Origin of the sequence: Chitinophaga sp. YIM B06452 (assembly GCF_039655965.1) — a bacterium.
Classification (GTDB): Bacteria; Bacteroidota; Bacteroidia; order Chitinophagales; family Chitinophagaceae; genus Chitinophaga.
Window position 1 is genome coordinate 78,889 of sequence record NZ_JAWLKY010000007.1, and the last position, 12,175, is coordinate 91,063.

At 51.7% G+C, this 12,175-nt stretch carries 11 protein-coding genes; 2 read left to right on the forward strand and 9 right to left on the reverse strand.

What is annotated here, in order from left to right; all coding sequences use genetic code 11:
* Positions 1 to 75 precede the first annotated feature (75 nt).
* A complete protein-coding gene (gene ychF / locus R3I13_RS24520) occupies positions 76 to 1,179 on the reverse strand; it encodes a redox-regulated ATPase YchF (protein WP_346320631.1) in 1,104 nt (367 codons plus the stop codon).
* Between the two features lie 151 nt (positions 1,180 to 1,330).
* Here ychF and R3I13_RS24525 point away from each other — a divergent pair, with 151 nt between their 5' ends.
* Both R3I13_RS24525 and R3I13_RS24530 read left to right on the forward strand, forming a co-directional pair.
* Positions 1,331 to 2,569, forward strand: a complete 1,239-nt coding sequence (locus tag R3I13_RS24525; RefSeq protein ID WP_346320632.1) for a nucleoside recognition domain-containing protein — start codon at positions 1,331 to 1,333, stop codon at positions 2,567 to 2,569.
* A gap of 13 nt (positions 2,570 to 2,582) precedes the next feature.
* The gene (locus tag R3I13_RS24530) at positions 2,583 to 3,848 is read left to right on the forward strand and encodes a putative sulfate exporter family transporter (RefSeq protein WP_346320633.1); all 1,266 of its coding nucleotides are present in this window, start codon (positions 2,583 to 2,585) and stop codon (positions 3,846 to 3,848) included.
* 132 nt (positions 3,849 to 3,980) lie between these two features.
* Here R3I13_RS24530 and R3I13_RS24535 read toward each other — a convergent pair whose 3' ends face one another.
* The 8 genes from R3I13_RS24535 to R3I13_RS24570 are packed head-to-tail and all read right to left on the reverse strand — an operon-like array spanning position 3,981 to position 12,144.
* Entirely contained in the window at positions 3,981 to 4,280 is a 300-nt protein-coding gene (locus R3I13_RS24535; RefSeq protein WP_346320634.1) for a thiamine-binding protein, read from the reverse strand.
* A gap of 3 nt (positions 4,281 to 4,283) precedes the next feature.
* Positions 4,284 to 5,807, reverse strand: a complete 1,524-nt coding sequence (locus R3I13_RS24540) for a bifunctional GNAT family N-acetyltransferase/carbon-nitrogen hydrolase family protein (RefSeq protein ID WP_346320635.1) — start codon at positions 5,805 to 5,807, stop codon at positions 4,284 to 4,286.
* Between the two features lie 53 nt (positions 5,808 to 5,860).
* Positions 5,861 to 7,084, reverse strand: coding sequence for a glycosyltransferase (locus tag R3I13_RS24545; RefSeq protein WP_346320636.1), 1,224 nt, complete (start codon positions 7,082 to 7,084; stop codon positions 5,861 to 5,863).
* A complete protein-coding gene (locus tag R3I13_RS24550) occupies positions 7,084 to 7,848 on the reverse strand; it encodes a methyltransferase domain-containing protein (protein ID WP_346320637.1) in 765 nt (254 codons plus the stop codon). The genes R3I13_RS24545 and R3I13_RS24550 overlap by 1 nt, the downstream gene beginning before the upstream one ends.
* Positions 7,829 to 8,992 (reverse strand): glycosyltransferase family 4 protein, encoded by a 1,164-nt coding sequence (locus R3I13_RS24555; protein WP_346320638.1) that lies wholly within the window; start codon positions 8,990 to 8,992, stop codon positions 7,829 to 7,831. The genes R3I13_RS24550 and R3I13_RS24555 overlap by 20 nt, the downstream gene beginning before the upstream one ends.
* On the reverse strand, positions 8,992 to 10,023 hold the full coding sequence (locus tag R3I13_RS24560) for an NAD-dependent epimerase/dehydratase family protein (RefSeq protein ID WP_346320639.1): 1,032 nt from the start codon (positions 10,021 to 10,023) through the stop codon (positions 8,992 to 8,994). Before R3I13_RS24560 ends, R3I13_RS24555 begins: the two co-directional genes overlap by 1 nt.
* A gap of 18 nt (positions 10,024 to 10,041) precedes the next feature.
* Entirely contained in the window at positions 10,042 to 10,962 is a 921-nt protein-coding gene (locus tag R3I13_RS24565) for a glycosyltransferase family 2 protein (protein ID WP_346320640.1), read from the reverse strand.
* A 54-nt stretch (positions 10,963 to 11,016) separates the two neighbouring features.
* Positions 11,017 to 12,144, reverse strand: coding sequence for a sugar transferase (locus tag R3I13_RS24570; protein WP_346320641.1), 1,128 nt, complete (start codon positions 12,142 to 12,144; stop codon positions 11,017 to 11,019).
* Between the last annotated feature and the right edge of the window lie 31 nt (positions 12,145 to 12,175).

Below are 12,175 nucleotides of genomic sequence, written 5' to 3' on the forward strand. Positions count from 1 at the left end.
AGCGAAGGCCCCGGTTTTACACCGGGGCCTTCTGATTTGTTGTAACCCTCATGATTGCTCATGGGTATCTTTGGCTTACACGTTGAAGCGGAAATGCATCACATCGCCGTCGTTCACAACGTACTCCTTGCCTTCGATGCGCAGGCGGCCATTGTCGCGGGCTGCAGCTTCGGAGCCATATTTTACATAGTCATCATAAGCGATCACTTCCGCTTTGATGAAACCTTTTTCAAAATCAGTGTGGATCACGCTGGCAGCCTGCGGGGCTTTCCAGCCTTTGTGGATGGTCCAGGCGCGCACTTCCTGCACACCTGCCGTAAAGTAGGTGATCAGGTCCAGCAGCTTGTAGGCAGAGCGAATCAGGCGGTTCAGGCCAGGCTCTTTGAGGCCGTATTCGGAAAAGAACAGTTCTTTGTCTGCCGGATCTTCCAGCTCGGAGATCTGCGCTTCGATGGAGTTGTTCATCACGATCACTTCGGCTCTTTCGGCCTTCACGGCTTCTTCCAGCGCTTTGGAATACTTGTTGCCGGTATGCAGGGAAGCTTCGTCTACATTCGCTACATACAGCACGGGTTTGGCAGTCAGCAGGAAAAGGTCTGCCACGGCCACCGCTTCTTCTTTGCTGAGGCCCATCTCGCGGATGTTCTTCCCCTGTTCCAGGAATTCCTTGCAGCGTTTCAGCACTTCAAATTCGGCTTTAGCCTTGGCGTCGCCGCCGGTTTTGGCCATTTTTTCGGTGCGGGCTATTTTCTTTTCAACGCTTTCCAGGTCTTTCAGCTGTAATTCGGTATCAATGATCTCCTTATCGGCTACGGGATTGATGGCCCCTTCGTCGCGGAGGATGTTTTCGTCTTCAAAACAGCGGATCACATGCACAATGGCGTCCACCTCGCGGATATTGCCGAGGAACTTGTTGCCCAGCCCGTCTCCTTTGCTGGCGCCTTTTACAAGGCCGGCAATATCAACGAACTCGATCGTAGTAGGTACGGTACGGTTGGGTTTCACCAGCTCTTCCAGCTTGGCGATCCGCTCGTCAGGCACATCTACCAGCCCTACATTCGGCTCGATCGTACAAAAGCGGTAGTTGCTGGCTTCCGCTTTCGCGCTGTTGGAAACCGCGTTAAACAAAGTGGACTTTCCTACGTTCGGTAATCCTACAATTCCTGCTTGCAAAGCCATTTTCTCAAAAATTTGCGCAAAGATAGTGAAAGTATAGCGAAAATAGGAATGACAGATCATGAATGTTTAGAAGGATTTACAGGTAATAATTTTTCTATATTGATATGGCGAATTGTGTATTTTGCCTTATTATTTCAACCACAACACATTTATGGCTTTAAACTACGTCTGGATAGGCTTCTTTGTGATATCGTTCATTGTGGCCCTGGGGCAGCTGATCTTTTTCGGGAATACGGAGATCTTCGGGAAGATGGTCACCAGCCTGTTCGAAAGCGGTAAAAGCAGCGCCGAGCTTGCCATTGGCCTCACCGGCACCATGACCTTCTGGCTGGGCATCATGAAAGTGGGTGAAAGGGCCGGTATGATCGAGATATTTGCCCGTTTCGTAAACCCGCTGTTTTCCAAACTGTTTCCCGGCATCCCTAAAAAAGACCCGGCCATGGGCAGCATTGTGCTGAACTTCTCCGCCAACGCCCTCGGGCTGGACAATGCGGCCACGCCTATGGGACTCAAGGCCATGAAAGAACTCCAGGACCTGAACCCGCAGAAAGACACCGCCACCAATGCCCAGATCATGTTCCTGGTGCTGAATACCGCCGGCATCACCATCATCCCCACTTCCGTGATGGCCCTGCGCCTGGCCGCCGGCTCAGCCAACCCGGCAGATATCTTCATCCCTACCATGATCGGCACCTTTATCTCCTTTATATCCGGTATGATCGCCGTGGCCCTTTACCAGCGCATCAACCTGTTCAGGCTGCCGGTGTTCGTGTTCGTGGGCGGTTTCCTCCTTATTTTATTCGGTTTTTACAGCTGGATGAAAGACATGCCGCCCCAGCAGATTGCCACCAACACCGCGATGGTAGGCGGTTTGCTCATCTTCACCGTGATCGTTTCCTTCCTGCTGCTGGGCATGAAAAAGAAGATCAATGTGTATGAAGCGTTCATTGACGGCGCCAAGGAGGGTTTCACCACCGTGGTGATGATCATTCCTTACCTGGTGGCCATCATCGTGGGTATCGCGGTATTCCGCGCCACCGGCTGCATGGATTTCATTAATAACGGTATCGGCGCTTTTTTCGGCTGGCTGGGCTTTAATACGGATTTTGTACCTGCGTTGCCTGTCGGTATCATGAAGATCTTCAGCGGCGGCGGAGCAAGGGCTATCATGGCTGAACTGATGCTGCCGCAGAACTACGGTCCCGATTCCTTCGTGGGCCGCCTGGCCTGCATCCTGCAGGGCTCTACCGAAACAACATTCTACATTCTTGCCGTATATTTCGGCTCCGTGAATATCAAAAAAACACGTTATGCCCTTACCTGCGGGCTGATCGCCGACTTTGTAGGCATTGTGGCCGCGATCATCATCGGGTATATTTTCTTCCATTAACCATTAAAATCAGATGACTACTCAAAGAAAACCACTGCATGAAGACTGGATCGCCGTGATCCTTGCGTTTGCCGCCATTTTACTGATCTGCATCGGCCTGCGCCCCTCCATGCCCAAATTCGACTGGAACAGCGGCGATTCGCTCGTGGCAAGACTTACAGACGGCGCCAACCTTGCAAAAATGGGCGTGCTCTACCTCTGGGTATTGGGCAGCCTCGTCATCGCGTTCCTGCTGGGCGGCAAAAAGATCACCATTCACCTTGCCACCGGCCTGCTGGCTGTCATGGCCATTTCCATGTTCGCGCAGGTGATCACGGGCAATGTAAAGGTGAAAGACCTGGGTATCGAGATCGTGCTGTTCAGCCTGCTGCTGGGGCTTTTCATCAGCAATGTGCTGGGCGTGCCTGGGTGGATGAAGCCCGTGCTGCAAACGGAATTGTTCATCAAAACGGGCCTGGTGCTGCTGGGTTCGGGCATTATATTCCAGGAGCTGGTGAAAGGTGGCGGGCTGGGCGTTCTGCAATCTGTGGTAGTCGTGTTCACCGTATGGTATTTCACTTTCTGGCTTTGCAAACAGTTCAGGCTGGATGATGAATTCAGGATGATGATCTCCAGCGCGGTGTCTATCTGTGGCGTATCCGCTGCCATAGCCACTTCCGGCGCTATTGAAGGCGACAATAAAAAATTATCGCACGTGATCTCGCTGGTGCTGATCGTGGCCATTCCCATGATGATCTTTATGCCTTACATCGCCATATGGATGGACATGCCGCCTGAAGTAGCCGGCGCATGGCTGGGCGGCACGATCGATACTTCCGGGGCCGTAGTGGCCGCGGGCACCATGCTCGGCGAAGAAGCGCTTAAATATGCTACGCTCGTGAAGTTTTCGCAGAACGTATTGCTGGGCATCGCCGCATTCCTGATCTCCGTTTGGTGGACGTATTCCAAGAAAGAAACGAACCAGCCCAAACCCGGTCTCCGCACTATCTGGGACCGTTTCCCGAAGTTCGTACTGGGTTTCATCGTAGTATCGCTGCTGTTCTCTTTCGTATTATCGCCAACGTTAGTAAAGGAAATAAAAGGCAATATCAAGGACCTGCAAACCTGTTTCTTCGCAGTGGCTTTTGCCTGCATCGGCCTGGAAACAAAGTTCACCGACATTTTTAAAATGGAGAACGGCCGCCCGGCAATGGCTTTTATCGTTGCGCAGGCGTTCAATATACTGGTCACGCTGGGTATGGCGTATTTGGTGTTTGGCGGGGTCTTCGGGGGGAATTGATAAGTCCGTCATTGCGAGGAGCAGCGGGACTAGTATGCGTGGCGCGACGAAGCAATCTGGTCGCTCCCCCGCTTTGGCTCTGCTGCTCCTCGCAATGACGTGAAAGGAAGGACAGCTTCTGAAGACGTTCTTTCACCCGTCATATTTCCCTGTCTTATCCTCGATCGTCACCGGGCCGGCGGAGTTGTTCTGGATTTTGATATACACCAGCAATTGCCCCGCTCCTGCCTTGAAACATACTTCCTGCGTACGTTTCACGATGTCCATCAACTGATCGTAAGGGCCTTCCATGACCGTTTCGAAAGGGCATACCCGGTATTTTACGCCTGATTGTTGTATTACGGCGATCGCTTCGTCTACGATGGCGTACACCTGGTCAGACGGTACCTGCGGCAATATCTGCAATGCCAGGTTAATGTTGTGTTGATGCATGGTCTATTTTTTCTTTGACGTTACCTCATATAAATCAGTGCGAAGGTCCTTCAGGTTCTGCACACTTCCAAATGCATGCAGCTCTTTCAGCAGCACAAGGTCCACATCCGCCACTACGATCATTTCCGTGTTGGGCGTGGCATCCGCCTTTATGCCTGTTACGGGAAACGCAAAGTCTGACGGTGTGAGCACGGCGCTCTGCGCGTATTGCAGGTCCATGTTCGTGACGCGGGGAAGATTACCTACGCAGCCTGCAATGGCCACGTAACACTCGTTTTCCACCGCCCGCGCCTGCGCGCAGAAGCGTACGCGGTTGTAGCCGTTCTGCGTATCCGTGAGGAAGGGCACGAAAATGATCTGCACGCCTTGTTGTGCCATGAGCCGGCCCAGTTCGGGAAATTCAATGTCATAGCAGATCTGTATGCCTATTTTCCCGCAATCGGTATCGAACACTTTCACTTCGTTGCCTCCTTTCATGCCCCAGGCGTATACTTCGGCGGGTGTCGGATGTATCTTGGTATAAGATTCCCAGGTGCCGTCCCGGCGGCAGAGATAGGAAATATTGTACAGGTGATCGTCTATCACGATGGGCATTGTGCCGGTGATGATGTTCACATTATAGCTCACGGCATAACGCGTGAATGCTTCCCGCAGCTGTTCGGTATATTTCGCCAAACCCCTGATGGCAGCACCGGGCAGCAGTTCGTTGAACTCCATCATGATGGGCGCGTTGAAGAATTCAGGGAACACCACGAAGTCCGCCTCGTAATCGCTCACCGCATCCACGAAAAATTCCACCTGCTGCAGTAGGCCATCCAGGCCGCTGTAGGCACGCATCTGCCACTGCACCAGCCCGATACGTACCGTGGATTTGTTGTAACGGATGGTATCGCGGTCCTTTTCGTAATAGATGTTGAACCACTGCAGCAAAGTGGCAAAACCTTTGGATGCCTGGTCGTGGGGGAGATAATTGCGCAGTATTTTCTTGACGATGAAATCGTTGCTGAACTGGAAAGTGAGCGTGGGATCGTAGATCTCCTTGTCCCGTACTTTTTCGATATAATCGCGCGGGCTTATCTGGTCCGCATACTTTTCATAATTCGGGATACGGCCGCCGGCTACGATGCCCTCCAGGTTAAGGTTTTCGCAGAGGGCTTTGCGGGCGTCGTAAAGCCTGCGGGCAAGGCGCCTGCCGCGGTATTCAGGGTTTACGAACACTTCTATGCCGTAAAGCGTATCGCCTTTGGGATTGTGGGTGTTGAAGGTATAGAACCCGGTGATCTGCTCGTACGTGTGATCGTCGCCAAACTTCTCGTAATCCACGATGATCGCGAGGGCGCAACCTACCACTTTCCCGTTCACGGTTACGGCTATCTGCCCGTCGGGGAACAGGCTGATCAGCCGCTGGATGGTGCCTTCGCGCCAGTAACTCCCGGCCATGTCCTGGTAGGCGGATACCATGGATTCTTTGAGGTCGAGGTAATCTTCTGCCGTGAGCAGGCGCACTTCTACTGTTTCTTCTGCCATACTGTAAGGTTTTACATGCAGCAAAAGTTAGCTAAAAATGCAAAAATGGCCTATTAAATCTTGGGGAAAGGTTGTTTTTTGAGCACGTCCTCGATGTACAGCACTTTGTTATTGTCTGTTTGAAGGAAGGATTTGTTGGCGGCCTTGATCTTCAGCAGCGCCTTTACCTGCCGCAATACGAAGAAAGGCAGGTAGAACAGTGAAGTAAAAATTCCTTTCTCCTGCTGCATCAATAATACGATAACAAAAAAGGAGGCTACAAACACCACTACTACTCCCAGCCAGAAAGCAGCCATGGCAAAGGAAATGAAAAGATTGACCGCTGCGAGGAAAAATGCGGCGGCCAGCAAAATAAATAAAGGCGGGCGCAGCAGGTTGATCCCGAAATAGGCCAGGTTGAAGCTGCCCCTGCGGAGGCCTGTTGCCAGTACATCCCAACCGTATTTGAAGTATTTGAAATAGGCGTTGATCCAGCGGGTCCGCTGCTTTTCTAGCGCTGCGCCGTTGTCGATCTTTTCGTCGTACACCATCGCTTCCGGCGCATAGGCCAGCAGCGGTATTTTCTTCACAATATCTGCCTGTATCTTTTTGTCGAACCCGCCGAGGAAATGCTGGTAAATGATCTCCTTGTACAGGCTGGTTTCCATGGCAATGCCCAGGCCCCAGATGTTCGAGGAAAGCCCCAGCTCCCTGCGCATAAGGCGGTCGGAAAAGTTGTTGTACAGGTTGCCGGCCGCATCCAGGCGGGCGTAGAGCGTATCCGTATTTTTGGGTTGAAGGTTCGTTTGCACCGCCCTGTGTCCCTGGCTGAAGTATTGATCAAGCACCTGCAGGTAGTCGGGATGCGCCAGGTTGTCTGAATCAAATATCACCAGCACATCGTGCGGCTGCACGAAATGGTTGATGGCATAGTCTATGGACCTGATCTTGGCGTTCAGGCGGGTGGCGGGGCGCAGCAGCTGCACTTTCGGGTGATCGTAAGTCAGCGGATCGTCTTCACAGGCATCGGCCACCACATAGATCACGTAGTTATCATAGCGCTGCTTCAGCAGCGAATCTACCAGCGGAGGTACCAGGGCGAGGCTTTTATGCGCGGTAATGATAGCTGCAAAGCTGCGCGGGGAAACCGTTTGCGCATTTTCTACCTTCACTTCGGGCCTGCTGAGACCCAGGATTTTTTTAACTGTATAAACAAGCAGCAACAACGTAGGCTGCAGCAGGTAAAAAGCAACGATTACCTGGATGATAATCAATATAGTGAGGAGCGCTGTATACATCATTTAATTTTTTCCCACACAGTAAAGAAACCGCCGGTGAACTGGTATGGCAGCAGGTCGGCTATTTTGCAATCCAGCCATTGTAAAGCGGGCACCCTTTTGGTCACAAAGGAAAAAGGGAATACGTCTTCAATGAAATTGGCTTTGCCAAACCCGGTTATCCTGAAATTGTTTTCTTCAGACAGCTGCCGGAGATCGCTTCTTTTAAAGAACTGGATGTGATCCAGGTTGCTGGCGGCAGACTGAACGGTAGTGCCGTTGTATCCCAGGCTGCTTTTCACTTTCTGCACCATTTTCCAGACAAAACCGTTTTTCTCGCGCATTTTGAGCACCGGCCTCGTAACAAGCAATTCGCGGGGGCCGGCGCCGTTGGGAACGGTTACGATCAGTATGCCGTCTGGCTTGATGGATTGATGCAGTACCTTCAGGAGGGCTGAAGGAAAGGATAAATGTTCGAGCACTTCGCTGCAGATCACGGCGTCGAAGGTTTGGCCATCCGCTACTAATTGTTCCGCGCTGAGCACTTCAAACTTCACATTTTCCATGTTATTCAGCTGCCTGGCCTTTTCTATGGCGCCGGCGCTGACGTCTATTCCCAGCACGTTGTAGCCCATCCGGCCAAGGTGGCGGCTGATCACGCCGTTGCCACAGCCCACGTCCAGTATACGGGCCTTGTCCGAAAACCTGCTTCGCACGGCTTCTGCAATGAAGTCGAGCCGTTTGCGGTCTGCCAGACGGTTATATTCATATGTGATTCGGTTCATGAATGTTAAAGCGTTGTTGAGTTTGTATAATCCCTTCATAGATCCCTTCCACCTGCCGCGCCATTTTTTCGACACTGTATTCGCGGCTGACGGTAGCTGCAGCGGCTGCCTGTAAACGGCCCCGCAGCGGGACGTCGCGGTGCAGCTGCGTAATGGCTGCGGCGAGCGCTTCGGGGTCTTTTACCGGTACGACCAGGCCGTTCTGCATGTGTTGCACAATCTCGCGCGACCCGTCCACCGCGGTCACGATCACAGCCTTTGCCATGGCCATCGCTTCCAGCAGGCCGATCGGCATCCCTTCCCAAAGAGAAGGCAGGCAAAAGATATCAACCGCTTTCAGCATTTCCGGCACATCTGTCCTGAAAGGCAGGAAACGTACGTGCTGTGCAATACCAAGCGAGCCCGCGAGATCAACGGTTTCCTGTTTCATATCCCCGTCTCCCACCACCAGCAGGGTGATATTGCTGGTGTGCTGCAATACTTTACTGAAGGCCCGTATGAGCGTGAGCGGATCTTTTTGCAGGGTGATCCGCGCAATGTAACCGGCAACGGTATGGGAAGCAGGTATGCCCAGTTCCTCCCGGAGGTCCTTCATTTTCCTGTGAGGGTTAAAATGGTCCAGGTTGATGCCGTTGTTGATCACCGCTGAACGGAAGCCGGGGAAATGCTTTACACCGGTTTCGCGGTTGCTGGCGGATACAGAGATATTCTTCTTTGCGAGGCCCGTGAGCATCCGCTCAGACAATATCCGGAGATGTTTTTTGAAAAAAGGCTGGTCCTGGTGAAAAGACCATCCGTGAATAGTATAGATCATCGGGCAGCCATTCAGCCGGGCGGGCAGGAAAAGGTTGCTGGCCGCCCGGGTTCCGTGCGCATGCACCATATTGATACGCTCTTGTTTCAGCAAAGCGCTTACCTTGCTGATACAGGCAGGATCAAACGGTTTAGCGGAACTGATCACGTGATTGGGTATTTCCATTTCATTCAGCCGGTCTATCATCGGGCCGTCCGTGAACGAAAGCACCACCGGTTCAAAACGTTCTTTATCCAACGCGGAAACAAGGCTCAGCACGTGAGACTCGCCGCCGCCTATCTGGCCCTGCCGGATAGCCTGCAATACTCTTATTTTCCTGAACGTTGCCATCAGCCTGCTGTTGCTGCTACGGGTTCCTCAACTTTTCTTTCCCAACCCTGCGGCAGCTTTTCATATATCTCGATCTCCCCGAACTCTTTGCTCTTGCGTGCGCCGACCTTTTTGGCCCAGGTGCCCATCCGCTCAATGCCTTCCTGGAGGCTGATACCGGCGCCTTCGCCGAAAACGCGGTGCGCTTTGGAGTGGTCGGAATAAGCATGCATCACTTCGTTACGCGCCGCCAGGTATTTGATATCCGGCGTTACGCCGAAGATGCCGCCGACTACTTTCGCCAGCTCGTTAACCGTATAAGGCTTGTCTGCACCGATATTAAACACTTCGTTGTAAGCCGCAGGCGTGTTCACACTGTGCGCAATGGGAATGGCCACATCGTCTATATAGCTGAAAGCGCGGGTTTGCTCGCCATCGCCGAAAATGGTCAGGGGCAGGCCCTGCATGATCTGGTTCATAAAAATGCCGATCACGTTGCGGTATTTGTCGCCAATATTCTGGTTTTCGCCGTACACATTGTGCGGGCGGAACACGATATAATTCAGGCCGAACATTTCGTGGGCCGCTTTCAGATCAAGCTCCACGGCATATTTGGAAACACCGTAAGGATCTTCCGGCATGGGCACCATATCCTCGCGCATAGGCAGCTGGCCGGCGCCGTATACTGCGATGGAAGAAGTGAATACGAAACATTTCACTTTATGTTTCACCGATTCGTTAATAAGATTGATGCTGCCGATCAAATTGTTGTTATAGTTGAAGCGGCGGATGAAGTGGGACAGCCCTTCCGCGGCGTATGCTGCGAGGTGGTAAACGTAGGTGAACTTATACTGTTCGAACAGGCTGGTTACCATTACTTCGTCGGAAACAGAGCCCTGCACGAAGATGGCGCCTTCGGGAATATGGTCTTCAAAGCCGCCGCTGAGATCGTCGAGCACTACTACTTCATGGCCCAGCGCGAGGCAGTGTTTTACTACATGGGAGCCGATAAACCCGGCGCCACCGGTAACAAGGGAAACTATTTTCGTCATACTGATGATTTTTATTTTTTAAACAGGTGAATAGCTCGAATTGGTCAGGTTCCAGAAGGTGCCTTTGAGGAAAGACTTCAGATGCCTGAACTGCCCTTTGAGCGTATAGGAAGCTACAGCTTTAGGCAGCGTCAGGAAACTGAAAAAGAGCAGGAATACCGTAAGCTGTCTTTTATTGGTATTCCTGCGCATGTACAGGATCCGGTTACGGGTGTGGAAGTACACTTTCAGCGGACTTTCCTTTCCCATCGTAATGGATTCCTTATGGTATATCAATCCCTGTGCGGCATAATATATTTTATATCCTGCCTTTAATATCCTGGCAGACCAATCGGACTCTTCATAATAGATAAAGAACTTATCCGCGAAGCGCCCTACTTTTTCGATCACTTCACGTTTTACCATCATAGCTGCGCCGTGCGCGCAGGATGTGGGACCTGATACATTGTGCTGACCATTGTCTTCCTCTTTGCTGCCAACCGCCCATGTACGGCCGGTAAGCAGGTTCATCGGGAGAAAACCTGCATACTGTATCACGTTGGGATGATGATAGAACCTGATCTTGGGGCATACCACGCCGATGGAAGCGTCTTCTTCAAAGGGCGCCAGCAGCTGTTCCAGGAGGTCGGGCGTCATCTCCGTATCGTTGTTGACAATAAAAACATAATCGCCTGAGGCATGTTGCATGCCCAGGTTGTTGCCGCCCGTAAAACCGAGGTTCACCGGGCTTATTATCAGTTTAAGGTTAGGGTAATTCCCCGCTTCGATCTGCGCACTGGGGTCTGTTGCAGAGCCATTATCCACAACAATGGTTTCAAAGTTCCTGTAAGTGAGGTTTTTAGTAGTTTCCAGGAATTCGCAGGTCACTGCCGTCTGGTTATAGTTCAATGCAATGATCGAAACCAGCGGGGCGGCCTGCTTTTCTAACTTGTTATTCATTGTACTCGGTTGTATATTAAATCTGTTCTTGGCGGCTAACGTTCGTCTGTACGGCTATACATTATCCTTTTGCAGCAGGGCTGTGGGCGTATTCGCCAGTATCCACATATCAAACATCACGGAATGTTTTTCCGCATATTCTATATCCAGCCTGATGCGCTCATCCACGCTCATTTCCTTGCTGCCTCTTTTTTTGATCTGCCAGAGACCTGTAAGGCCAGCCGGCGCCAGGAAGCGGCCTGCATAAGAATCCGTTGTGAGCGACGCAGCTTCGTATAACGGAAGCGGCCGGTTGCCAACCAGCGACATATCGCCCAGGATCACATTCAGCAGCTGGGGTATTTCGTCGAGGCTGGTATTACGGAGGAAAGCGCCGAAACGGGTTACCCTCGGATCGTTGCTCACTTTAAAAAACACAGGGCCTGTGCTGTTGGCCTCATACTGGTTCAGGTGGCTCATCTGGCTCACCTGCTTGTCTGCCCCGGCTACCATCGTCCGGAACTTATAGAATTTAAAGATCTTGTAGCCCTGGCCTGCCCGTTTGGATATATAAAAAACGGGGCCGCGGCTCTCCAGTTTGATGAACGCGGCGATAGCCAGCAATAATGGGCTGGCAACCAGTAATCCCGTGGCTGCTATGGAAATATCCAAAGTCCTTTTTAAACAATAATTGAGCATGCCGCCCAGGTTGAAGGAACGTACTTCCTTCTGCCTGGAGCTTTTTGCAAGCTCTTTGATCTTTTTCGTGGCTTTCACCTTGCTGAAGAAAACATCAGCGCTGAACCCTGCGGTAAACACCTGGTCTATTCCTCCCACACTTCTCAATTCCTGTTTCTTCTTTGCATCAAGGGTTTCTGTGTACACAAAAAAAGGTGTGTCCCGCGTTTCGTTAAATGAGCGGACCAGCGTTAAATAAGTACGCGGATCCATGCCTGCGCTTAGATTGCAGATCACGAAAACGGGTTTCCGGTCCAGCATTAGCTGCTCCCTCAAAATGGAGCGGGCAGCCTGGTGATGTTGTGCAACGAGTATCCTCTCTTCGCATCTGCCGGCTACTTCATGCAGGAAAGCATTGTTGCCGATGCAAAGAATGTAGGATTGTGTCGCGCTTCTGGAGATGTTTAGGATTCGGGGTCCGGTTTTTAACGAATCTGGTACAGGTACTGTTAAAATTGACATCATGCCGATTCGATTTAATAGGTGCTATAAATAT

Excerpts from the sequence above, each read along its gene's own strand:
- R3I13_RS24525 (WP_346320632.1), top strand. The coding sequence starts at position 1,331 with ATGGCTTTAAACTACGTCTGGATAGGCTTCTTTGTGATATCGTTCATT.
- R3I13_RS24565 (WP_346320640.1), bottom strand. The coding sequence starts at position 10,962 with ATGAATAACAAGTTAGAAAAGCAGGCCGCCCCGCTGGTTTCGATCATT.
- R3I13_RS24555 (WP_346320638.1), bottom strand. The coding sequence starts at position 8,992 with ATGGCAACGTTCAGGAAAATAAGAGTATTGCAGGCTATCCGGCAGGGC.
- R3I13_RS24570 (WP_346320641.1), bottom strand. The coding sequence starts at position 12,144 with ATGATGTCAATTTTAACAGTACCTGTACCAGATTCGTTAAAAACCGGA.
- R3I13_RS24530 (WP_346320633.1), top strand. The coding sequence starts at position 2,583 with ATGACTACTCAAAGAAAACCACTGCATGAAGACTGGATCGCCGTGATC.
- ychF (WP_346320631.1), bottom strand. The coding sequence starts at position 1,179 with ATGGCTTTGCAAGCAGGAATTGTAGGATTACCGAACGTAGGAAAGTCC.
- R3I13_RS24560 (WP_346320639.1), bottom strand. The coding sequence starts at position 10,023 with ATGACGAAAATAGTTTCCCTTGTTACCGGTGGCGCCGGGTTTATCGGC.
- R3I13_RS24540 (WP_346320635.1), bottom strand. The coding sequence starts at position 5,807 with ATGGCAGAAGAAACAGTAGAAGTGCGCCTGCTCACGGCAGAAGATTAC.
- R3I13_RS24550 (WP_346320637.1), bottom strand. The coding sequence starts at position 7,848 with ATGAACCGAATCACATATGAATATAACCGTCTGGCAGACCGCAAACGG.
- R3I13_RS24535 (WP_346320634.1), bottom strand. The coding sequence starts at position 4,280 with ATGCATCAACACAACATTAACCTGGCATTGCAGATATTGCCGCAGGTA.
- R3I13_RS24545 (WP_346320636.1), bottom strand. The coding sequence starts at position 7,084 with ATGTATACAGCGCTCCTCACTATATTGATTATCATCCAGGTAATCGTT.